We start from the raw sequence: 22853 nt of genomic DNA, 5'->3' as shown, positions 1-22853 counted from the left end.
GGAGAGGGCAGGATTCGAACCTGCGTGGGCCCCGAGGGACCCGACCTGGGCTGAGCCCGAGGTCCCCGTTAAACCACTCCGGGCACCTCTCCTGGTCGTACTGGCACAGAGTTTCGTGCCTGCGGAGAGGGCAGGATTCGAACCTGCGTGGGTCGCGAGCGACCCGACCTGGGCTGAGCCCGAGGTCCCCGTTAAACCACTCCGGGCACCTCTCCTGGTCGTACTGGCACAGAACTTCGTGCCTGCGGAGAGGGCAGGATTCGAACCTGCGTGGGCCCCGAGGGACCCGACCTGGGCTGAGCCCGAGGTCCCCGTTAAACCACTCCGGGCACCTCTCCTGGTTGTACGGGCACAGAGTTTCGTGCCTGCGGAGAGGGCAGGATTCGAACCTGCGTGGGCCCCTAGGGGCCCGACCTTGAGCTGAGCTCGAAGTCCCCGTTAAACCACTCCGGGCACCTCTCCGTGTTTCCGGCCCGGTTTCCCGTTCCGTTCACGAGAAGAACATTGCCAGGTGGTTCTGACGAGCGGCTGACGCCCTGCTGACGTGTCGTCACGGACCTGCCTCGTAAGCTTTTCGCCCTTCCCATCAAAGGGGCGGCGGTGCTCTACTCTCAACGACCGCAACGGCTGCCGAAAGGGAAACGGATCATGACCGTGACCGTAGTGGAAAACCCGATTCTCCAGGCTGTTCGCACTTATACGCGGGCCGAGAATCCCAGCGCGTTCCTCGCGCTCAACAGTGGCAACAGCACCTTCACGCGACCCGGCTCCGACGGTGTCGTCGTCTACCGCAGGACCGGCCGGTTCGCCGTCCAGTTCGGTGGGCCCTTCGCCGCCCCGGAGGAGTACGAAGGCCTCCTCGACGGCTTCCGGGACCACGTCAAGGAGCAGGGGCTCACCCACGTGGGCGTCCAGCTCCAGCGCGACGACGCCGAGCGTTACGCGGCGCGCGGCTACACCGTCAACCAGATCGGCGCCTCCTGGGCGGTGAGCCTCCCGGAGTTCACCCTGCGCGGCACCCGCTTCATGCAGCTGCGCAACAAGATCTCCCGCGCCTACCGCAACGGCCTGCAGATACAGGAGGTCGAGGCCGGCGCCTGGCGTCAGGCGCTGGAGACGATCGACGGTGCCTGGCTCTCCAGCAAGGGCGCGGCCCGCCCCCTGGAGTTCCTGGTCGGCGAGATCGGCGGCGAGGCGCAGCAGGAGCGGCGGCTGTTCGTCGGCACGATCGCCGGGGAGCCCGTGGCGTACATCTCGTACTCCCCGGTCTACGGCGCCCGCGCCGGCTGGATGCACGACCTGAGCCGGCGCGTGCCGGACGGGTCGCCGGGCCTGATGGAGGCCATCAACGCGCACGCCATCGAGGTGTTCCGCGGCGAGGGCGTGCAGTGGCTGCACTTCGGCTTCACGCCCTTCACCGGGCTGGACGCCGCCAACGAACTGGACGGCCACAGCCCCGCCTTCCAGTGGCTGATGCACGCCCTGTGGGCCGAGGGCGCCGCGCTCTACCCGGCCCAGACGCAGCTCTCGTACAAGCACAAGTGGGCACCCGACGCGGTCATCCCGGAGTACGTCGCCTTCGACGGGCCCGCCTCGCTCGCCTCCTTCGCCCACATCTTCCGTGCCTGCAACGCCTTCTGACGGCACATCAAACAACCAAGCGGCCTCACCGCGAAGAAGGAGTGGATGAACGATGAGTGACAACGCGCAGACCATCGACGCGCTCAAGCACACCATGGTGGAACAGCTCATGGGCGTCATCGGCGCCCCGGACGACGAGGACGTCGCCCGCGCCGCGGACGCCGTGGTGCGGGACCTGGACGCCCTGCTGCGGGCCGAGCCCGACCCGGCGGACTGATCGCGGCAGGTGCGCCGCGACCTGGCCGATCAGCTCAGCATCAGCGCCACATCAGCGCTCCACGGAACGCTGCACACACGTTCGCCCGGCGTCCGTCCGATGGGGCACCGCACGCGCTCAGCCGCACCGTGCTCCAGCGGGTCCCGTGCGCCGGGCGGGCGCCGTCGCCCGGTTCGGGCACTTCTTCCGAGGAGAGCTTCGTATGCAGCGTCCGCACGTCCAAGAGACCGGTGTCGCCGTAGCCCCGCAGCGCACCGACGTCCCGCAGCGCACCGGGGCATCCGCCACGTTCTCCGAGCTCCTCAAACGCGTCAAGGCGGAGGGGCTGCTCGACCTGAACCCGCGGTACTACGTGGGGCGCCTGATCCGCAACACCTCGCTGCTCGTGGCCGGGCTCACCGCGTTCTTCCTGCTGGGAGACTCGTGGTGGCAGCTCGCCGTGGCGGTGTGGATGGGCCTGTGCGGCGGCCAGTCCTCCTTCATGTGGCACGACGCCGGACACAAGGCGATGTTCCGCGACAAGCGGGCCGCCTCCGCCGTCGGCTACTTCCACGCCAACTTCGTCAACGGCGTCAGCTTCGGCTGGTGGGTCAACCACCACAACCGCCACCACAGCAACCCCAACCACCTCGACATGGACCCGGACATCGGCCGGCGCACCGCGATCTTCGACATCAAGCAGTACGCGACCCGCACCCCCCGGCAGCGCTTCATCGTGCGCTACCAGAGCGTGCTCTTCTTCGTGCTGCTCGTCCTCGAGTCGTTCAAGATGCACAAGACGGCCGTGAAGTCGATCGCGCAGGGCCTCACCAAGCGTCCGGTCCTGGAGTCCACGCTGCTCATAGCGCGGGCCGCGATCTATCTGACCTGCGTCTTCACCGTCCTGTCGCCGGTCCTCGGGGTCGCCTTCATCCTGGTCCAGCAGGCCACCCTCGGCGTCTACTTCGGCATGATCTTCGCCCCGAACCACAAGGGCATGGACGTGCGCGACGGTGACGAGGAGACCCTGGACTGGCTGGAGCGCCAGGTCCTGACCTCGCGCAACATCCGTCCGTCCTGGTTCATCGACTTCCTGTACGGCGGTCTCAACTACCAGGTCGAGCACCACCTGTTCCCCGCCATGCCGCAGAAGAACCTGGGGCGGGCCCGGGAACTCACCCGCGAGTACTGCGCCGAGCGCGGGGTGCCCTACCACGAGGTCGGCTTCTTCGCCTCCTACCGCGAGGTGGCCTCCTATCTGCACGAGGTCAGCGCGCCGGTCCGCCGCGGCGAGGTCGACGCGCACGTCGGGCGAGCCGCCTGATGACCGACACCGTCACCAGACCGGCGGCTCCGGCCGTCCTTACGCCGGGCGCCTCCATCGGCGCCCGGCTCGACCGGATGCCGATCACCCCGACCCACCGCAGCATCACCGCGGTGATCGGCGTCGGGCTGCTCTTCGACACGTTCGAGAACAACCTCTCCGGCACCATCGCCAAGGTCCTCCAGAACGACTTCGCCTTCGGCGCCACCGAGCTGAAGCTGGTCCTCGCCTCCGCCTTCATCGGCCAGTTCATCGGCTCGCTGCTGCTCGGCAAGATCGCCGACCGGTACGGGCGGCGCCGGGCGTTCCTGATCAACCTCGCCATCTACTCGGGCTTCTCGCTGCTCGGCGCCTTCTCGCCGAACGCGGCCTGGCTGATCGCCACGCGGTTCTTCGCGGGCATCGGCATCGGCGCCGAACAGTCCCTGTCCGACTGCTACTTGTCGGACGTGCTGCCCGCGAAGAAGCGCGGCCGGTACATCGCCTGGGCCTACACCCTCGCCTTCTGCGGGGTGCCCGCCGTGGGCTTCGCGGCCCTGTGGCTGGTGCCGCTGACCCCACTCGGCATCGACGGCTGGCGCTGGCTCTTCGTCATCGGGGCGCTCGGCTCGGCCGTGGTGTGGGTGCTGCGCAGGCGGCTCATCGAGTCCCCGCGCTGGCTGGCCACGGTCGGCCGCGAGGCGGAGGCGGAGGAGCTGGTCTCCCGCATGGAGGCCGAGGTCCCGGCCGGGGCGGCGGCCTCGACGGCGGCCGACCTGCGCAAGGCCGACCCCGACCCGGGAGTCGAAGCGGGCCCGGGGCACGATCCGGGCACGACGCCCAGGCTGCGCGACATCTTCCAGCCCCACCTGCGCCGGCGCACCACCATGCTCTGGATCTTCTGCTCGCTCTCCACGGTCGGCTACTACGGCTTCGGCACGCTCGCGCCGCAGATCCTCGCCGCCAAGGGGTACGGGATCGTCGCCGGCCTCGGCTTCACCGCGGTGTGCTTCCTCGGCTACCCCGTGGGCTCCGCGCTCGCGCTGCCGATCATCGACCGCGTCGAGCGCAAGAAGCTGGTGGTCGCCTCGGCCGGCGCGATGGTCGTGGCCGGACTCGGCTTCAGCTACGCGGGTTCGCCGACGCTCGTCATGACCTTCGGCTTCGTCTACACCGTGTGCAGCAACCTCTTCTCCAGCGTCAGCCACGTCTACCTCGCCGAGCAGTACCCGACCGCCATCCGCGCGGCCGCGTCCGGCGCGGCGTACTCACTGTCCAAACTCAGCGCCGCGGCCCTGCCGTTCGCCCTGCTGCCGGTCCTGCAGACCTACGGGCCGGGAGCGCTGTTCGGCGTCATCGCGGCCGTGATGACCGCGCTCGCGGTGACCGTCCTCACCCTGGGCGAGCGCACCACCGGCGCCTCGGTCGACCGTCTGCCCGCCGGCTGATCAGCCGCCCCGCCGCGACAAGGAGGAATCCCGCATGGCCTATGTCATCGCTCAGCCCTGCGCCGATGTGAAGGACAAGTCCTGCATCGACGAATGCCCCGTGGACTGCATCTACGAAGGCGGCCGCGCCCTTTACATCCACCCCGAGGAGTGCGTGGACTGCGGGGCCTGTGAACCCGTCTGCCCCGTGGAGGCCATCTACTTCGAGGACGACGTGCCCGGCGACTGGGGCGACCACCGCGCCTCCAACGCCGCCTTCTTCGAGCGGCTCGGCTCGCCCGGCGGCGCCGCCGCGCTCGGCGCCCTGCCCCACGACTCCGACCTGGTCGCCGCGCTGCCGCGGGCGGTGGTCGCGTCATGAGCGGCCTCCTCGCGGGCAAGCGCGTCCTGGTGACCGGCGTCCTGACCGAGGCGTCCATCGCCTTCCACGCGGCCCGCATCGCCCAACTGGAGGGCGCCGAGGTCGTGTTGACCGGCTTCGGGCGGCTCTCCCTGATCGAGCGCACCGCCGGCCTGCTGCCGAAGCCCGCCCCGGTCGTCGAGCTGGACGTCACCGACCAGGACCACCTCGACGGCCTCGCCGACCGCCTGCGCGAGCACGTCGACGGCCTCGACGGCGTCGTCCACTCCATCGCCTACGGTCCGCCCGGCGCCTTCCACTTCCTCGACGGGAGCTGGGCGGACGTCTCGACGGCCGTGCACGTCTCCGCGTACTCCCTGAAGTCCCTGACCACCGCCTGCCTGCCGCTCATGGAACCGCGCGGCGGCTCGGTGGTGGGCGTCACCTTCGACGCGAGCGTCGCCTGGCCCAAGTACGACTGGATGGGCGTCGCCAAGGCGGCGCTGGAGTCCACCAGCCGCTACCTCGCCCGGGACCTCGGCGCCCGCGGTGTGCGCTGCAACCTCGTGGCCGCGGGGCCGCTGCGCTCCATGGCCGCCAAGTCCATCCCCGGCTTCTCCGAGCTGGCGGACGACTGGCACACCCGCGCCCCGGCCGGCTGGGACCTCACCGACCCGGACCCGGCGGCCCGCGGCATCGTCGCGCTGCTGTCGGACTTCTTCCCCCGTACGACGGGCGAGATAGTCCACGTGGACGGCGGGGCCCACATGATGGGCGCGTGACCCGGCGCCCGCGAGGCCACAACGAATGGGGGGGAGTTCAGGTGATCACCTGAACTCCCCCCCATTCGTCGTGCCCGGGCCGGCCGGCTGGGTCACTCGGTGGTGCCGTCGGGCAGGATCCTGCGGAACCCGGTGTACGAGATGAGGGCCTCGGGCAGCTCCACCGAACCGTCCGGCCGGGCGCCCTGCTCCAGGAGCGCGGCCACCGTGCGGCCGATGGGCAGCGCCGAGCCGTTCAGCGTCGCCGCGTACTCCTTGCGGCCGTCCGCCGTGCGGCACCGGATGCCGGCGCGCCGGGCCTGGAAGGTGCCGCAGTCGGAGACCGAGGAGATCTCGCGGTACGAGCCGCTGCCCGGCAGCCACACCTCGATGTCGTACGTCATCCGGGCCGAGAAACCGAGATCGCCCGCCGGCAGCAGCACCACCCGGTAGGACAGGCCCAGGCGCCGCAGGCACTCCTCGGCGTGGCCCAGCATGAGCTCGAGCTCCTCCTGGGCGTCCTCGGCCGCGCAGACCCGCACCAGCTCCACCTTCTCGAACTGGTGCAGCCGCAGGATGCCCCGGGTGTCCCTGCCGTAGGCCCCGGCCTCGGCGCGGAAGCACGGGGTGCGGGAGGTGAACGCGTACGGCATCTCGCGGGCGTCCAGGGTCTGTTGTGCGAGGAGGTTGGTGAGCGGGACCTCGGCGGTCGGGATCAGGAACAGCTCGCGCTCGCCGACCTGCGTGGCGAACAGGTCGTCGGCGAACTTCGGGAGCTGTCCGGTGCCCGTCATGGTGTCGCGGTTGACGAGGAACGGCACCGAGTGCTCGGTGTAGCCGTGCTCGCCGGTGTGCAGATCGAGGAAGAAGTCGGCGAGGGCCCGCTCCAGGCGGGCCCCGGGACCGCGGCTCACGGTGAAGCGGGCCCCGGAGAGCCGCGCCGCGGCCTTGCCGTCGAAGATGCCGAGCCGCTCGCCGATGTCGGCGTGGTGGCGGGCGTCGGACGCCTCGCACGCGGGCGGGCCGCCCCGGCGCACCTCCACGGCCTCCTTCTCGGAGTCGCCGTCCGGCACGGTGTCCAGCGGGATGTTGGGAATGGTCAGGACCAGGTCCGCGAGGCGCTTGCCCGCCTCCTTGGCGGCCGCCTCGGCCCGCTGCACGTCGGCGCGCAGCGCGCGGGCCGCCTCCTTCTCCTCCTCCGAGGGCGGCCCGGACCTGCGCTCGCGGGTGGCGCGGTTGGCCTCGGTGCGCAGCCGGGTCACCTCGGCCTGGGCGTCGGCCCGGCCGCGGTGGGCCGCGTCCAGCGCGCTCAGGTCGAGGTCGTGCCGGCGGCGGGCCAGACGCCGCACCGCCTCGGGTCCGGCGGCGATCAGTTCGCGCGGATCGTGCATGGCTTCTCCTGGGGTCTCGCGGTGCGGGGCGGGGGAGATGCGCCGAGCCGCCCCCCTGGCGAGGGGCGGCTGCGGCTCCTGCCGGGGCAGGGGAGGGGGCGGGGCTGGGAGCGGGTCGGCTCCGGTGCTCACGCGGGGGCGAGGGCCAGGACGGTGTTCTGCCCCCCGAACCCGCAGGAATTGCTCAGCGCCAGATCGATGGGCATGGAGGTCGCCGAGTACGCCAGCTTGATGTCGACCTCCCGGTCCGGCATGACCAGGTTGGCGATGGGCGGCACCAGTTCGTGCTCGATGCTCAGCAGCGTGAACGCGGCCTCCACCGCGCCCGCCGCGCCCAGCAGATGCCCGGTCACGCCCTTGGTCGAGGTGACCAGCGGATCTCCCTGGAGGGTCCGTTTGATCATCCTCGCCTCGGCGACGTCGTTGAGCGGCGTCGAGGTGCCGTGGGCGTTCACGTGCTGGACCTCGTCCGGGTCGGCGCCGGCGTCGGCGAGGGCCGCGCGGACCGCCGCCTCCACCCCGGCGCCGTCCGGATGCGGGGACGTCATGTGGTGGGCGTCCGCGGTGGCGCCGTAGCCGATGATCCGGCCGTGCACGTGCGCCCCGCGGGCCCGGGCGTCCTCGACGCGTTCCATGACGAGGATCCCGGAGCCCTCACCCGCGACGAACCCGTCCCGCTCCGCGTCGAAGGGACGCGAGGCGTGGGTGGGGTCGTCCTCGCGCCGGGACAGGGCGCCCATCTGCGCGAACCCGGCCATCACCAACGGCGTGATCATGGCCTCGCTGCCGCCCGCGAGGACGACGTCGCAGCGGCCGAGCGCGAGCAGGTCCCGCGCCGTGCCGATGGCCGTCGCCCCGGAGGCACAGGCCGTGGCCACCACCAGGTTGGGTCCCGTCGCCCCGAACTCGATGGCCGTCTGACCGGCCAGCATGTTCGGCAGCTGCATGGGCAGCAGCAGCGGCGAGACGCGGTCGGCGCCTTTCTCCCGTAGGACGGTGTGCTGTTCCTCGACCGTGCCGGGGCCGCCGTCCGCGCAGCCGAGCACCACCCCGACCCGGGCGCCGTCCCAGGTCAGCGGGTCGAGCCCGGCGTCAGCGATCGCCTCACGCGCGGCGACCAGCGCGAACTGCACGAAACGGTCCAGGCGGTGGGCCCTGCGGGCCGTCAACAGCGCTTCGGGGTCGAAGCCGGGCACCCGGCAGGAGATCCGTACCGGATTGTCCGCCAGTACGGGATCGAACGCCGCGCCCGACCGGCCCTCACAGACCGCCGCCCAGCTCGGCCCCACCCCGATACCGCCCGGGGTGACGAGGCCGAGCCCGGTGACGGCGATGTCGATGCCGGCCATCAGACCTTCGCGCTCCTCGTCTCCATGAGTTCCACCATGTCGGCCACGGTCTCGGCCTCCAGGAGGTCGTCGTCGCTGACGTCTATGTCCAGTTCGGACTTGAGCAGCAGTGACAGCTCCACCACGGCCAGCGAGTCCAGCTCGATGTCGTCCCTGGTGGCCTCCGGCGTGATGGCCTCGGGGGACACCTTGAGCTTGTTGGACAGGATTTCCTTGAGCTGCTCCAGCATCATGACGATCCCTTTCGAAAGGCGTACGCGCCGTTCGGCGTACGGGTCTTGAGGAGGTGCCGCCGGCGCCGGTGGGCGTCAGACGGACTGCACTTCGGGCCAGACGAGCGTCGTGGCCCCCCAGGAGAGTCCGCCGCCGAACGCGGTGAGCAGGACTCGGTGCCCGGCGGTGAGCCGGCCGTCGGCGGCGGACTGGGACAGGAGCAGGGGGAGCGAGGCGGCGCCGGTGTTGCCGACCTGCTCGATGTTGGTGAGTTGCCGCTCGGCGGGGAGGCCGAGCCGTTCCGCGACGGAGTCGAGGATGCGGGCGTTCGCCTGGTGGGCGGCGAACCGGTCGACGTCCGCCAGCCGCCAGCCGGCGCGCTCGGCCGCCTCCTGCGAGGTGACGGTCATCCGCTCCACCGCGTGCCGGTAGGTGTCGCGGCCGAGCATCCGGAAGTACTCGTCGCCCGGCTCGGGCGCGGTGCCCGCCGAGCGCTGCCGGGAGCCGCCGGCCGGCACCTCGATGAGATGGCTCAGCTCACCGTCGCTGCCGAGGACCAGCGGCCCGACCGCGCCGGGTTCACCGGCGTCCCCGGCCCGCAGGACCACGGCCCCCGCGCCGTCCGCGAAGATCACCGCGGTGGTGCGGTCCTCGGGGTTGACGATGGTGGTGAACGCGTCGGCGGCCACCAGCAGCACCCGCTCGGCCAGCCCCGCGGCGATCAGCCCGGAGGCGGTGGCGAGCCCGTAGAGGAACCCGGAGCAGACGGCGGCCACGTCGAACGCCGCCACCTGCCCGAGTCCGAGGCGCGCCGCCACCGTCGGCGCGGTCGCCGGGCACGGCTGGTCGGGGGTGGTGGTGGCCAGGACGACGGCGTCCACCTGTTCGGTGTCCGCCGACTTCAGCGCGCGCAGACCGGCCTCCACCGCCAGGTCGGAGGTGGCGGTGCCGGGCGAGACCACGTAGCGCTCGGCGATTCCGGTGCGGGAGCGTATCCACGCGTCGGAGGTGTCGAGGCGCTGCGAGAGCTCGTCGTTGGTCACCTTGTTCGGCGGCACGTACGAGCCGATGCCGCAGATCACCGCCGACCGGCCGAGGGGCCGGGCCGCGCCGCTCATGCGCCCGGCTCCGGACTGCTGAGGACCTCGACGGGCAGCCCCATGTACGCCATGCGGGACTCGGCCATCTCGTCGGTCCACTGCTCGGCCATGTCGTAGCGCTGTTCGGGGGTGGTGTCGAGCATCCGCACGCCGGGCCAGATCTCGTAGTCGCCGATCTTGTCGGCGTGGTCGGCCATGCCCTTCTGGAACAGCTCCTCGCGGTGGATGACGAACTCCCGGTCGGGGATCTCGTCCCACAGCTTGACCCCGGCGCGCAGGATCTCCATCAGGCGCGGGCGGTACTCGGGGTGGGCCACGATGTGGTCGCGCAGGATGGTGCTGGCCACCGTCAGATGGCGGATCTCGTCGATGGCGGTGCCGCGCGAGATCTCCCCGGTGGCCGGGGACAGCGGGGTCCACTTGCGCTCGCTCAGCTCGGCGGCCGGGGCGAGCACCCCTTCGATGACGATGGCGAAGACGGCGACGCCGCCGGCGAAGTCGGCCTGGTCGCGGACGATGTCGAGGGTGAAGTCGACGACCGGGTCCAGGACGCGCTTGCGGTAGTCCGCGGCCATCTCGTCGATGTCCTTGAGGAGGGTGCCCGCGGGGTGCCCCAGCTCCACCAGGTGGTTGCGGAAGACGCGGGCGTGCCGGGCCTCGTCGATGAGCTGGGTGGCGTAGAACTCCATCTCGGGCACGCCCGGGGCCAGCGCCACGTAGTGCCCGAGGAGGCGGGTCGCGATCTCCTCGGACAGGCCGCGGAAGCCGAACTCCAGGACCAGCGCGTCGCGCAGCGGGCCGGGCGCCTTCAGGAAGTCGGGGACCGTCGCGTTCGCGTGGTGCCCGGTCTCGCCGCGGTCGCGCAGGGTGCCCTGGGCGACGGAGGTGAACCAGTAGGCGAGGTCGCAGTCGTCGGGCCCGAGGGTGAGTTCCTTCGCGCCGTCGAGTAAGCCGGGGGCCTTGTCCCAGTCGGCCTCGGGGGCCACAGAACCGGTCATGATGCCGATGTCTCCTTCGTGGTGCGGGCGGGATGCAGGGCGCCTGCGACGAGGTCGCCCGCGTAGCTGAACAGCGGCGGGCCGCTCTCGGCGCCGGCGCGCACGACGTAGCCGAGCAGCACCTCGCCGTCGCCCGCCCGGTGCGAGGAGTGCACCCGGCAGGAGTAGTGGGCGAGCGCCCCGGACAGCCGGGGCGCGCCGGCGTAGGAGTCGGGCGTCCAGGGCAGGCCGTCGAACTGGGCGCTGCCGTCGGGGCGCGAACTGTCCGCGAACCAGCGCGCCAGGTCGCCCTGCGTGCCGTCCAGGACGTTGACCACGAAGCGCCCCTCGGCGGCGGCGAGCCGCGCGAACGACGAGCCGGGCCGCAGCGCGACCCCGATCAGCAGCGGCTCGCGGGAGACGAGGGTGACCGTGCTCGCCGTGGTGCCGTGCAGCCGGCCGGCGTGGCCGACGGTCAGCACCGACACCGGTGACGCCAGGTGGTACAGCGCCCGGCGGCGCTCCGCCGGGTCCTGGCGCACCGGGCGGCGCAGCGGGGTGAGGGTGCTCATCGCAGTGCCTCCTCGCGGGCCCGGGCCGCCTGCTGCGGCAGCTTGACGATGTGCCCGACCGGCTCCGGGTCCTGCGCGTGGCCGACCGGCTTGGGGTGCTCGATCCCCAGGTCGTCCAGGAGCCGCAGATAGCCGCTCTGGCGCACCGGCTCGAAGGGCAGGGCGAACGACTTCATGAAGTTGCCGAACAGGCCCCGGTCGCCGAAGAGGTGGAAGGGCAGCACGAGCAGCGCCCACTCGGGTCCGATCAGCCAGCACCACAGGGCGGCCACCGCGGCCTGGGTGATGAGGCTGTGCATCACGTTGTAGAGGACGTAGTACACCTTGGAGATCGGTTTCCCGCCGCTGCGCTTGAAGGCGATGGCGCCGGGGATGTAGCCGATCAGGTCGATGTAGAGGAAGAGCGCGACCGCCGGTATCCAGCGGATCTCGCCGATGTGCGCGATGAGCAGCCCGGTGGAGACCGCGAAGCCCACCAGATACTCGGCGCGGTGCAGGGAGTACGTCTTCGGCGTCTCGAAGGGATTGGCCTGGTCCATGGTCAGCTCCTGGCTGTGGTCTCAGGCGGCGGCGGGCTGCGACAGTTCGATGCCGCCCGCGATCCGCGTGCCGGGGAACAGGCCGGTGAGCGACCAGGCGACGGTCTCCTTGATGACCCGCTCGGCGATCGGGTCGAGGATGCCCTCCAGGCTCGGGATGCCGAAGTCGAAGTCGGCGTCGAAGCGCACGGCGACGTCGTCACCGGACTGCGTCAGCGCCCAGGTGCCGGTGAAGGAGTCGAAGTCGCCGTCCGACTGCTCGAAGCGGATCTCGCCCTGCTCCGGCAGGAAGGTGTCGTCCTCGGTCCAGCGCAGCAGCCCGCTGCGGAAGTGCAGTTCCCAGCTGGAACTGCACGCCGTCTCGGGCAGCGTGGCGTGCACCGTGGTGGAGTTGACGTGGGGTGCCAGGTCCGGGTACTTCTCCCAGCGCATCACGGAGTCGAAGACCGTGGAGACCTGCTCCGCGGGGACCACTGCTTCCAGTTCTACGTGCCGCACGATCAGTTACCGCCTTCCGGCATGGTGGCCGCACCGCTGAGAAGGTCGCGGGTGGCCAGGTCGAAGGAGTTGAGGAGGAACTCCACGTCGGTGTCGCTGAGGACGGCGGGCGGGGTGAACCGCACCACCGAGCTGCCGTTCATGGAGTGGTTGGCGACCACCCCGTGGTTGAAGAGTTCGATGAGCAGCTCGCCGGCGAGACCCGCCTCGACGAGCTCCACACCGATGAGCAGCCCCTGGCCGCGCACGTCGACGACGAGTTCGGGGATGTTGCGGTACGCGATCTCGGCGATCCGCGGCAGCAGCGCGGCGCCCAGGTCGGTGGCCCGGGTGACCAGGCGGTCCTCCTTCATGGCCCGCACCGCGCCCTGCACCGCCGCCATCAGGACGGGCTGCCCCGAGAAGGTGGCGGTGTGGATGTAGGGGTCCTTGTCGAAGGGGCGGAACGCCTTGCGGGTGGCGACGGCCGCGGAGACGGGGAGCACACCGCCGCCGAGCGCCTTGCCGGCGAGCAGGACGTCGGGGCGCACGTCCTCGAAGTCCGCTCCCCACCACTCGCCGAGGCGGCCGAAGCCGGACTGGATCTCGTCCAGGATCAGGAAGCCGCCGTGCTCGCGCACGAGTTCCTCGACGCGCTTGAGGTAGCCCTTGGGCGGGATGATGACGCCGCCCTCGCCCTGGACGGGCTCCAGGATGACGCAGGTCTGACCGGGGTGGGCGGCGAGGTCCGCCGCGAGGGCGTCGGTGTCGCCGAACGGCAGGTGGTGGAAGTCGGGGATCAGCGGCCGGAACGGCGCCTGGTAGACCTCCTTCGCGGTGGCGGAGAGGGCACCGAGCGTCTTGCCGTGGTAGCCGCCCCGCATGGAGACGGTCCGCTTGAAGCCGCCGGCGCGGGCCAGCTTCAGGCCGGTCTCCACGGCCTCGGCGCCCGAGAGGCCGAAGTGCACGCGGTCCAGTCCCTCGGGCATGACGGAGACCAGGGCCTCGGCGGCGCGGGCCACCGTCGGTTCGAGGAGGATGCGGGTGGCGGTGGGGTGCATACGGAGCTGGCGCTCCACCTCCTCCATCACGATGGGGTGGCGGGCGCCCATGATGAAGACGCCGTAGCCGCCCGCGTTGAGGAAGCGCTCGCCGTCGCTCGTGGTGAGCCAGGCGCCCTCGGAGGCCACCTCCATGTGGCTGCCGAACAGCTCGGCGAGGGTGGCGCGGCCCTTGCTCAGGTGGGCGCGGTACAGGCCGAGGACCTCCGCCTCGGTGTCGGCCGCGGAGACCGCGCCTGCCGCGGCAGCCGGGTTTTCCTGGATTACGGTCACAGGTTTCTCACTCCAAAGAAGCGGTGCGGTCAAGGGCTGCGTCAGGCGAGGACCAGCGGGCCCCCGTCGAAGTAGCGCAGGAGCGGCTCGGCGGCCGCGCCCCGGCCGGGCGGGTGGAAGGCGATCGCGGCGGACGCGGCGGCCGCGAGGGCGTGCTCGGAGGAGCGGATGAAGTCCAGGCCGCCGAGGAGTTCCAGGGAGTGCGAGGTGATGCGGGGCAGCGCGTTCTGCACGGCGTAGCGGGCGACGAGCACCCGGGCCACCGACGCCTCGTCGCCCGGCTCGGGGCCGATCGCGCGGGCCACGCCCTCGAGCAGCGAGAGGGCGGCCTCCAGTTCGACCGCGAGGGCGGCCCGCTCCTGGATGCTGCCGCGCTCGCGCTCCTGGACCTGCTCGACCAGGGCGGCGGCGCTGCCCAGGTACCCGGCGGTGATGAGCATCTCGAACCAGACGAAGCCGGCCGTCTGGAGGTCGTCCAGGCGGCGCGGGTCCTCGGCCCCGGCGCGCACGACCATGTCCTTCGGTACGAAGACGTCCTCCAGGCGCACCTCGTCGCTCTCCGCGGCGGCGAGCAGGTCGTTGCCCCAGAAGGGGTGCACGGACAGGCCGGGCGCGTCGGCGGGCACCAGGGCCAGCGCCAGTTCCGGGTCGCCCTCCAGGCCGTGGATGGCGATGCTCGCGGTGAGCAGGCTCATCGAACGGGAGAGGCTGCACGGCTTCTTGGAGCCCGAGAGCAGGTAGCCGCCCTCGACCGGACGGGCGGTGACCGCGGGGGTGAGGATGTTCTGCTCGGTGCGGCCCTCGGCCCAGCCGGAGGCCATCACCTGCTGGTCGGGGACGACCCGGCGCAGCAGATCGGTCTGCGCGTCGGTGAGCCGGCCCTTCTCGACGGCCAGCGAGTAGAGCATGGCGACGGTGAAGTGGTGCATGGACACCGCCGCGACGAGCGAGGGCGACAGGGCGCCGAGCGCGAGCTGGGTGTGCAGCGCGTCCAGCGGGCCGGCGCCGTGGCCGCCGAACTTCTCCGGTATCAGCAGGCCGACCCCACCGTGGATGCGGAAGAGATCGATGATCGGACTGCCGGGCTTCTCCCGTTCCGCGTAGGGGAGTTGCTCCAGTTCCTTGAGCAGGCCGGGGTGGTAGCGCTCGCAGACGGCCCGAGCGGCATCGAGGGTACGCACGTGACAACCTCCGAAGGAGAGGGGATGGGTTTCAGTCGTCGAAGGCGCCGAAGACCGCCTGGTAGGGGCTGACGTCGCGCGCGATGCTGACGCCCTGCACGTGCGAGGTCTTGAGCATGGGGTAGTTGGCCTCGCCGAAGGCGCCGCCGGTGCGGCCGGTGCCGCCGTGGCTCGGCAGGTACGGCAGGAAGCCGATGTGGGAGTCGTTGACCTTCAGCAGGCCGCCGTTGACGACGCGGCGCACGAAGGTGTCGATGACGTGGTCGGAGCGCGACCACAGGGAGTTGCGCAGCCCGTACTCGTTGGAGTTGACGAACCGGAGGAAGTCCTCCAGGAGGGCGTCGTCGTTGTCCGCCTCCGGCACGATGACCGGGATCAGCGGGAAGAACGTCTCCTCGCGCACCACGTCGTAGGTGCGGGCGCGGTCCAGGCCGTCCACGCGCACGACGGTGGGCTGGAGGAAGACGCCGGTCTCCGAGGGGGTGCCGTCCAGTTCCGTGCGGTTGCCGCCGGTGACCAGCTCGGCGCCGTTGTCCAGGGCCTGGCGCAGCAGCCGGAAGAAGCGCTCGCTGCGGCGCACCGGGGAGAGCAGGACGTCCTCGTCCTCGGGGAAGCCCGGCTTGACCGTCTTGACCTGCTCCTTCACCTCGGCGATGAGGGCATCGGCGACCGCGGGGTGCACCAGGATGTAGTTGGGCACCATGCAGATCTGGCCGGAGCCGAAGAACGACTCGGTGATGGCCTCGGCCGCCCACTTCACGTCGGCGTCCTTCCAGACCACGATGCCGTCGTTGCCGGCCAGCTCCAGGATCGGCTTCTTGCCGTTGGCCACGCAGGCCTGCTCGAAGCGCAGACCCTCCTGGCTGCCGCCGATGTAGAAGATGTCGTTGATCAGCGGGTCGGTGACCCACCGGTCCATGGTCTGCTTCGGGTTGCTGCACACCGCGTTCAGGACACCGGGAGGCGCGTCGAACTCCTCCAGGATCGGCGCGACGATGTCCCGCAGCAGCCACATGGTGGACAGCGCGATGCTGCGCGGCGCCCGCACCACGACGGCGTTGCCGGCCATCAGGGCGAGGACGGAGAGCGCGGCGCTGGGCAGCGGGGCGTTCTGCGGCGGGTTGAAGGCCACCACGCCGTCGGGCTGGCGCTGCAGGATCAGCTTGCGCCCGCCGTACTCCTTCTCGACGCGCATCTGCTTCGCGTACCAGCGAAGGCTGCCGGGGGCGTAGATCTGCAGCAGGCAGCTCAGCTCCCAGCGGGCCAGCTTCACCGGGTGCGACTCCGCGACCAGCATGTCCAGGAACTCGTCCTGGTGTTTGATGAGTTCCTCGCGGAACCGGGTGCCGAGGCGCATCCGCCGCTCCTGCGGGACGGCCGCCCAGTCCGGCGCCGCCGCGGCCGCGGCCTGCGTGGCCAGGTCGATGGCGGAGTCGTCGGCGATCGCGCAACGGCCCACCACATACGGGTGGTTGGCCGCCTCGGATTCGGGGTCCTGTTCCAGCGTGCGTTTGAGGCTCACGCTGGTGAAGACGTCTTCGAGCAGGGAGCGCCCGCTGACGGTGTAGACCCACCCGTCACCCGCGACGTCCTTGCCCGCGATGTAGAGGTCATAGCTCTTGAGTGCGGAGTGTGCCGGAGCACTTTTCTCCTGTATGGCGCCGCGCAGCATTATCAGCCTTTCGGGGTGGGGGTTCTCCGAGTGGAATCCGATCTGATCAGCTCTTGTTTCGAAGCATCTCGATCGTGGCAGCCCGATCTGACCCGGCGCTGACGCCGTACTGATCGCTGCTATGCGCACCGATTGAGCCAACCCCGCGAGCAGAACCGGAAAGAGGGACTGAGTGCGGGGTCCCGGTGGTACGCGCGCGACGTCAGTGAGGCGTCAGCCTTCATTGCTTTCATGGCTCCATGTCTCCCGAACACATGACACTTGAGCAATTCAGGGAACTCCCCCGGCCAGAACTGACCGAGGAATTGGAGCGGCTGCTCGTCGGCCAGTTCAGGGCAACTCTGCTCATGGACGAGACCGAGGACCTGCCCCTCGACATCAGCTACTTCGACCTCGGCCTCACCTCGCTGAAGCTGACCGAGATGAGGCGGACCCTGGAAGGGATCCTCGACCTCTCCATCAACGCGAACGTGCTCTTCAACGAGCCCACGGTCGGCCGGCTCCTCGACTACCTCGTCGACGCCGTGTGCGACCCGACCCATGCGATGGCCGGCGCGATACCCAGCACCAACTGATCCACCAGGGCCCTGGACAGAAGGAGACGATCAATGCCGCACGAGGAATCCAAGAACCATCAGGTGTCCGACCGGGCGCCCGAACCGATCGCGATCGTCGGCGTCGGCCTGCGATTCCCCGGCGGCAGTAATTCGCTCGACGAATTCGATGCCTTCCTGCGCGAGGGGCGCTCGGGCATCGGCCCCATTCCGGGCGACCGGTGGGACGTCGAGGCATTCACCCCGCAGAGCCCGGACGACAAGGGAAAGATTCACACGACGTCCGGTGGATTCCTGGACCGCATCGACCGTTTCGACGCCGCCTTCTTCAACATCTCCCCGAAGGAGGCGCAGTACATGGACCCCCAGCAGCGCATGCTGCTGGAGACCGCCTGGCAGGCCCTGGAGCACGCCAACATCGACCCGGCCCCGCTGCGCCGCGGCAACGGCGGCGTCTACATCGGCGCCAGCTCCATCGACTACGCCCTCGAACTGGACTCCCTGCCCTACGAGGAACTGGACGGCCTGCTGGCCTCCGGCATCACCATGTTCCCGCTCTCGGGACGCCTGTCGTACTTCCTCGGCTGGCGCGGCCCGAGCATGAGCATCGACACCGCCTGCTCCTCGTCCCTGGCCGCCCTGCACGTCGCCGTCCAGGGGCTGCGCGCCGGCGAGACCGACATCGCGCTGTGCGGCGGCGTCAACGCCCTGCACCACCCCCGCATCCCCGTGATGTTCTCCAACGCGCAGATGCTCTCCCCCGACGGGCAGTGCAAGACCTTCGACGAGTCGGCCGACGGGTACGCCCGCGCCGAGGGCTGCGGCATCCTCGTGCTCAAGCGCCTGTCCGACGCCACCCGTGACGGCGACACCGTCCTCGCCCTGGTCAAGGGCACCGCCGTCGGCCAGGACGGCGACAGCGCCGGCCTGACCGTGCCCAACGGCCCCGCGCAGGAGAAGGTGATCCGCTCCGCGCTCGCCGCCGCCGCGCTCGCCCCGAAGGACATCCAGTACGTGGAGGCGCACGGCACCGGCACCCCGCTGGGCGACCCCATCGAGTTCGGCGCCATCGGCGACACCTTCGCCGACTCGCACACCAAGAGCGACCCGCTGCTCGTCGGCTCCGTGAAGACCAACCTCGGCCACATGGAGCCCGCCTCGGGCATCGTCGGCGTCATCAAGTCGGTGCTCCAGCTCAGATCCGCCACGATCTACCCGCACCTCAACCTCGACACGCCCTCCGGCCGCATCCCCTGGGACCTGTACCCGGTGCGGGTGCCCACCGCGTGCGAGCCGTGGAAGGCGCCGGTGCGGCGCGCGGTCGTCAACAGCTTCGGCTTCGCGGGGACGATCGGCGCGGTCGTCCTGGAGCAGTCGCCCGCCGTGACCGCACCGGACGAGGAGCCTGCCGAGGCCCCCGCCACGCCCATGTTCACCCTCTCCGCCAAGACCGCCGCCGCCCTGCGCGAACAGGTGGAGAACTACCGCGGGCTGCTCGCCGCCGACCCCGCCGACCCCGCCGTCCAGGTCGATGCGCTCTGCTACACCGGCAACGTCGCGCGCACCCACCACCCCTACCGCCTCGCGGGCCCGGTCACCGACCGCGCCGCGCTCACCAAGCTCCTGGACAAGGCCGCCGAGCGCGACCACCAGGGCCCGGCCGGCATCCGCAAGGTCGCGTTCATGTTCAGCGGACAGGGCTCGCAGTACGCGGGCATGGGCGCCGCCCTCTACGAGCGCTTCCCCGTCTTCCGCGACCACGTCGACACCTGCGACCGGCTCTTCTCCGCCCACCTGGACCGCTCGGTGCGGGACCTCGTCGTCGGCGGCGCCGAGGACCCCGAGGCCATCGACCGCACCGAGTTCACCCAGCCCGCCCTGTTCACCCTGGAGTACGCGCTCGCCCAGCTGTGGATGTCCTGGGGCGTGCGCCCGAACGTGCTGATCGGGCACAGCATCGGCGAGGCCGCGGCCGCCGCGGTGGCGGGCCTGTTCAGCCTCCCCGACGCCGTCACACTCGTCGCCGCCCGCGCCCGGCTCATGCAGGCCGTGCGCGCCGAGGGCGGCATGGCGGCCGTTGCCGCCCCCGCCGAGGACGTCCTGCCCCTCCTCGCACCCCACCCCGACCTGGCGCTCGCCGCCGCCAACGCCCCCGACCAGTGCGTGATCTCGGGCGGCTCCGAGGCGCTCGCCGAGGTCACCGGGCAGCTGGCCGCACAGGGGGTGCGCGTCGACCGGCTGGCGGTTTCGCACGCCTTCCACTCGCCGCTCATGGCCGAGGTCTACGACGACTTCCGCGCCGCCCTGGAGACCATCACCTTCCACGAGCCGGCCATCAGCCTCATCTCCAACGTCACCGGCAAGCTCGCCCGGTTCGCCGAGATCGGCACCCCCGAGTACTGGGTGCGCCACATCGGGGAGCCCGTGCAGTTCCTGGCCGGCATCCGCGCGGTGGCCCGGCGCGGCCGGCACGCCCTCGTCGAGATCGGCCCCTCCACCGCGCTGACCGCCCTCGCCCAGCGCTCCCTGCCCGTCGCCGACCACCTGTGGCTGGCCAGCCTGCGCCGGCGCGACCGCGGCGGCGACACCACACTGCGGGCCCTCGCCGAGTACTACACCGCGGGCCTGCCCGTCTCCTGGGACGGCTACCACGAAGGGCGCGCCGTCCCCGCGAAGATCGGCCTGCCCACCTACGCCTTCCAGCGCAAGCGCTACTGGCTGCCCCAGGTCACCCCGCGCAGGAGCGGGACGCAGGGCGCCGCGGCCCATCACCCGCTGCTCGGCACCGAGTCCCCGCGCGACGGCTCGCTGCGGGAGTTCACCGCCGAGTTCACCGTGGAGGAGCTGGGCGCGCTCGCCGACTTCGCCGACGGCGACCGCACGACCCTGCCCGCCGGCGCCTACGTCGACCTGCTGCTCGCGCTCCAGGACGCCGTCCACGGCCACACCCGCGCCGCCCTGCGGGAACTGCGGCTGCCCACCCCGCTCACCCTGAAGGCCGAGACGCCCCTGACCCTGACCACCCGGCTGCGGCCGCGCCCCGACGGCGGCGCCGACGTGACGGTCCTGACCGTCACCGACCCCGCCGGGGGCGAGGACAGCACCGAGCTGGTGCACGCCACCGCCGTGCTCGGCGCCGCTCAGGACGACGACCAGGACGAGCCGCGGCTCGCCGGTCTCCTCCTCGGCCCCGCCGTCCTGGAGAGCGATGCCGAGGACCTCTACACCGACCTCGCCTCGGTGGGCCGCCCGCACGGCCCGCGCACCCGCGCCCTGGTGAGCGCGGCCCGCCACGAGGGAGGCGGCCACTCCGCGCGGCTGACCTGCCGCGGCACCACCGCCGTCGAGCAGATGCCCGCCGAGCTGGTCGAGGCCGCCGTGCAGGCCGCCGTCGCCCTCGACCCCGAGGGCCCGGTGTTCCTGCCCCGCGAGATCGCTTCCGTACGGCACTTCAAGAAGCCCCGCGGCGAGCGCCTGGACGTCGTCGCCCGCGTCACCACCGAGCAGGACCGGCGCCTGGCCGACGTCCTCGTCGTGGAGGACGGCAGGCCCGTCCTGGAGCTGACCGGCGTCACCCTCGCCCGCCCCGAAGGCGCTGCGGGCAAGCGGCAGTTCCTGCACCGCCCGGAGTGGGTGCGCCGCGCCCTGCCCGCCCTGGCCGCCGGCACCGCCCCCCGGCACGTCCTGCTCCTCGGCGGCCCCGACGACATGGGCGCCCCGGACGGCGACGGCCCCCGGGTCACGCGGGTCCCGGACACCGCCGCGCTGAAGAGCGCCCTGGAGGACACCTCCGTCACGGACGTCTGCTGGAACTGGCGGCGGCTGCCCGGCACCATGTCGGCCGAGCTGATGCGCGCCGAGTGCGAGCACAACTACCGCGACCTGCTGGGCCTGCTGACCGTCCTGGACGCGGCCGCGCAGCAGCGGCCGCCCCGGCTGTGGCTGGTCACCGAGGGCGCCCAGCGGCTGCCCGGCGACCGGCCGGGCGACGGCGCGCACCTGGCCGCCGCCACCCTGTGGGGCTTCGGCCGGGTGCTGCTCACCGAGTCCCCGCAGTACCGCGCGACGCTGGTCGACATCGAGCCCGGCACCGGCCTGTCGGCGCTGCTGGACGAGTGCCGCGCCGAGGCCCCCGGCGAGTACCAGGTCGCCCTGCGCGCCGGCCACCGCCACGTGCGCAGGCTGCTGCCGGGTGACACCACCCGCACCTGGCCCGGCGGCTTCGCCCTGCGCACCCCCGGCTCCGGTGACCTCTCCGACCTGACCCTCGCCCCCGTCGAGGACCGCGCCCCCGCCGCCGGCGAGGTGCAGGTGCGGGTCGCCTCGGTCGCCCTGACCGCCGCCGACGCCCGCACGGCGCTGGACGGCGAGCAGGTGGACGGCTCCGGTCCCGTCCTCGGCTCACTGGCCGCGGGGACGGTCGTCGCCGCGGGCGCCGAGGCGGCGTTCACCGCCGGCGACGAGGTCTACGTACGGCATGACGGCGCCCTGCGCGCCACCCTCACCGTCCCCGCCACCGAGGTGGCCCTGGCCCCCGGCGCGGCTCGCGGCGTCAGCCGGGGCGGGGCCACGGCCTTCCGCCTGGAGGAGATCGGCGAGGCGCTGCGCACCGCGGCCGCCGGCACCCACGAGGTGTGGGTGGAGGTGCCCGGCGGCCCGGAGAGCGAGCCCGCCGCGGCCCGCGTCCGCCCCGACCGCACCTATCTCGTCACCGGCGGCCTCGGCGGCCTCGGCCTGGTCACCGCCCGCAAGCTGGTCGCGCTCGGCGCCCGGCACCTGACGCTGGTCAGCCGCGGCGGGCAGGCCACCGAAGAGGCGGCGCCGGTGCTCGCCGAACTGTCCGAGCGGGCACGGGTCGACATCGTGCGCGCCGATGTGAGCAGCGCCGACGACGTGCGGGAACTGGCCGCGCGGCTCGCGACGGGAGCGCATCCGGTCGGCGGCGTGGTGCACGCGGCCGGCTCCTTCGACAAGAAGCTCATCGCCGAGCTGACCTGGGAGTCCATCGACGCCCAGCTCGCCCCGAAGGCGTACGGCGGCTGGCTGTTGCACGAGGCCGCCGAGGAGTTCTTCCCGGAGCTGGACTTCTTCGTGGCGTACTCCTCGATCGCCTCCGTCCTCGGCGGCGCCACCCAGGGCCACTACGCCGCCGCCAGCGCCGGGCTCGACGCCCTCGCCGAGTGGCGCGGCCTGCGCGGCCTGCGCGGCCTCTCCGTCAACTGGGGCGCCTGGGCCAGGGTCGGCATGTCCGCCCGGCTGGACGAGCAGCTCGCCCAGGAGATCGACCGCAGCGGCGTCCGCTTCTTCTCGCCGACCCGGGCGCTGGACACCCTCGCCCGGCTCTGGCAGCGGCCCGGCAGCCGCCGCGTGGTCGGCGAGTTCGACTGGGCGCGCTATGTCGGGGGCGGCGGCGTGGACGACGCGTTCTACGACCGGCTCGCCCGGCAGGAGCAGGGCGGCGCGGACGGCACCGGGATCGACCTGAGCGCGCTCGCCGCCCTGCCGAAGCCCGAACGCGAGGCCCTGATCGGCGCGGCCGTGCGCGAGAAGGTCACCGCCGCGCTGCACATGGACGCGGACGACGACCTCGACCCGAACGCGGAGTTCGTCTCGCTCGGCCTGGACTCGCTGATGGCCCAGACCGTCAAGAGCGGCCTGGAGACGCAGTTCCGGCTGCCGCTGCCCGCCTCGCTCACCTTCGACCACCCGACGGTCCGCAGGCTCACCGAGTTCCTCGACGGACGCCTGGCCCCGGCCACCCAGCAGCACCCCTGACCGGGACCGTCCGCCAGCCACCCCCCATCA

19 protein-coding genes and 4 tRNA genes are annotated in these 22853 nt (G+C 71.8%); 8 read left to right on the top strand and 15 right to left on the bottom strand.

Going from position 1 to position 22853, the window contains the following annotated elements; all coding sequences use genetic code 11:
* The 4 genes from ACZ516_RS23950 to ACZ516_RS23935 all read right to left on the bottom strand — a co-directional run bounded on the left by ACZ516_RS23950 (position 1) and on the right by ACZ516_RS23935 (position 462).
* Positions 1–92: transfer RNA gene (locus tag ACZ516_RS23950), tRNA-Leu, on the bottom strand.
* A gap of 30 nt (positions 93–122) precedes the next feature.
* Positions 123–215: transfer RNA gene (locus ACZ516_RS23945), tRNA-OTHER, on the bottom strand.
* Positions 216–245: 30 nt separating this feature from the next.
* Positions 246–338: transfer RNA gene (locus ACZ516_RS23940), tRNA-Leu, on the bottom strand.
* A gap of 30 nt (positions 339–368) precedes the next feature.
* Positions 369–462 (bottom strand) — tRNA-OTHER (locus ACZ516_RS23935).
* Positions 463–648: 186 nt separating this feature from the next.
* Here ACZ516_RS23935 and ACZ516_RS23930 point away from each other — a divergent pair.
* From ACZ516_RS23930 to fabI, 6 genes are all read left to right on the top strand, one after another.
* Positions 649–1641: a bifunctional lysylphosphatidylglycerol flippase/synthetase MprF gene (locus ACZ516_RS23930; protein WP_358584386.1), complete on the top strand. Its 993-nt coding sequence runs from the start codon at positions 649–651 to the stop codon at positions 1639–1641.
* A gap of 52 nt (positions 1642–1693) precedes the next feature.
* A complete protein-coding gene (locus tag ACZ516_RS23925) occupies positions 1694–1858 on the top strand; it encodes a hypothetical protein (protein WP_361079708.1) in 165 nt (54 codons plus the stop codon).
* A gap of 202 nt (positions 1859–2060) precedes the next feature.
* A complete protein-coding gene (locus ACZ516_RS23920) occupies positions 2061–3161 on the top strand; it encodes a fatty acid desaturase family protein (protein WP_358584384.1) in 1101 nt (366 codons plus the stop codon).
* A complete protein-coding gene (locus tag ACZ516_RS23915; RefSeq protein ID WP_361079705.1) occupies positions 3161–4588 on the top strand; it encodes an MFS transporter in 1428 nt (475 codons plus the stop codon). Before ACZ516_RS23920 ends, ACZ516_RS23915 begins: the two co-directional genes overlap by 1 nt.
* Before the next feature lie 34 nt (positions 4589–4622).
* Positions 4623–4949 carry a ferredoxin gene (fdxA, locus tag ACZ516_RS23910; RefSeq protein WP_358584382.1) on the top strand — a complete coding sequence of 109 codons (327 nt, stop codon included), beginning with the start codon at positions 4623–4625 and terminating at the stop codon, positions 4947–4949.
* Positions 4946–5710 (top strand): enoyl-ACP reductase FabI, encoded by a 765-nt coding sequence (gene fabI, locus ACZ516_RS23905; protein ID WP_358584381.1) that lies wholly within the window; start codon positions 4946–4948, stop codon positions 5708–5710. The genes fdxA and fabI overlap by 4 nt, the downstream gene beginning before the upstream one ends.
* Positions 5711–5802: 92 nt before the next feature.
* On the opposite strand, the gene serS is transcribed toward fabI, so the two are convergent.
* The 11 genes from serS to ACZ516_RS23850 all read right to left on the bottom strand — a co-directional run bounded on the left by serS (position 5803) and on the right by ACZ516_RS23850 (position 16494).
* Complete coding sequence (serS, locus tag ACZ516_RS23900; protein WP_358584380.1) at positions 5803–7080, bottom strand: serine--tRNA ligase; 1278 nt, start codon at positions 7078–7080, stop codon at positions 5803–5805.
* Positions 7081–7208: 128 nt separating this feature from the next.
* Positions 7209–8429, bottom strand: a complete 1221-nt coding sequence (locus ACZ516_RS23895; protein ID WP_361079703.1) for a beta-ketoacyl-[acyl-carrier-protein] synthase family protein — start codon at positions 8427–8429, stop codon at positions 7209–7211.
* The gene (locus tag ACZ516_RS23890) at positions 8429–8662 is read right to left on the bottom strand and encodes an acyl carrier protein (protein WP_127911495.1); all 234 of its coding nucleotides are present in this window, start codon (positions 8660–8662) and stop codon (positions 8429–8431) included. The genes ACZ516_RS23895 and ACZ516_RS23890 overlap by 1 nt, the downstream gene beginning before the upstream one ends.
* Before the next feature lie 75 nt (positions 8663–8737).
* A complete protein-coding gene (locus tag ACZ516_RS23885; protein WP_358584378.1) occupies positions 8738–9760 on the bottom strand; it encodes a beta-ketoacyl-ACP synthase III in 1023 nt (340 codons plus the stop codon).
* Complete coding sequence (locus ACZ516_RS23880) at positions 9757–10740, bottom strand: ferritin family protein (RefSeq protein ID WP_358584377.1); 984 nt, start codon at positions 10738–10740, stop codon at positions 9757–9759. Before ACZ516_RS23880 ends, ACZ516_RS23885 begins: the two co-directional genes overlap by 4 nt.
* A complete protein-coding gene (locus tag ACZ516_RS23875; RefSeq protein ID WP_358584376.1) occupies positions 10737–11291 on the bottom strand; it encodes a flavin reductase family protein in 555 nt (184 codons plus the stop codon). Before ACZ516_RS23875 ends, ACZ516_RS23880 begins: the two co-directional genes overlap by 4 nt.
* Positions 11288–11830 (bottom strand): hypothetical protein, encoded by a 543-nt coding sequence (locus tag ACZ516_RS23870; RefSeq protein WP_358584375.1) that lies wholly within the window; start codon positions 11828–11830, stop codon positions 11288–11290. The genes ACZ516_RS23875 and ACZ516_RS23870 overlap by 4 nt, the downstream gene beginning before the upstream one ends.
* A gap of 21 nt (positions 11831–11851) precedes the next feature.
* Complete coding sequence (locus ACZ516_RS23865) at positions 11852–12328, bottom strand: type II toxin-antitoxin system RatA family toxin (RefSeq protein ID WP_358584374.1); 477 nt, start codon at positions 12326–12328, stop codon at positions 11852–11854.
* A 2-nt stretch (positions 12329–12330) separates the two neighbouring features.
* Complete coding sequence (locus ACZ516_RS23860; RefSeq protein ID WP_469011596.1) at positions 12331–13641, bottom strand: aspartate aminotransferase family protein; 1311 nt, start codon at positions 13639–13641, stop codon at positions 12331–12333.
* Positions 13642–13682: 41 nt separating this feature from the next.
* Positions 13683–14822 (bottom strand): acyl-CoA dehydrogenase family protein, encoded by a 1140-nt coding sequence (locus ACZ516_RS23855; RefSeq protein ID WP_358697915.1) that lies wholly within the window; start codon positions 14820–14822, stop codon positions 13683–13685.
* A 31-nt stretch (positions 14823–14853) separates the two neighbouring features.
* The gene (locus ACZ516_RS23850) at positions 14854–16494 is read right to left on the bottom strand and encodes an aldehyde dehydrogenase family protein (protein WP_358584371.1); all 1641 of its coding nucleotides are present in this window, start codon (positions 16492–16494) and stop codon (positions 14854–14856) included.
* A 239-nt stretch (positions 16495–16733) separates the two neighbouring features.
* On the opposite strand from ACZ516_RS23850, the gene ACZ516_RS23845 reads away from it, so the two are divergent.
* Complete coding sequence (locus ACZ516_RS23845) at positions 16734–17069, top strand: acyl carrier protein (RefSeq protein ID WP_358697916.1); 336 nt, start codon at positions 16734–16736, stop codon at positions 17067–17069.
* A 33-nt stretch (positions 17070–17102) separates the two neighbouring features.
* On the top strand, positions 17103–22823 hold the full coding sequence (locus ACZ516_RS23840; protein WP_469011595.1) for a type I polyketide synthase: 5721 nt from the start codon (positions 17103–17105) through the stop codon (positions 22821–22823).
* Positions 22824–22853 lie beyond the last annotated feature (30 nt).

This window comes from Streptomyces sp. NPDC034037 (assembly GCF_055575715.1).
This window is presented reverse-complemented; position numbering and strand designations above follow the sequence as displayed.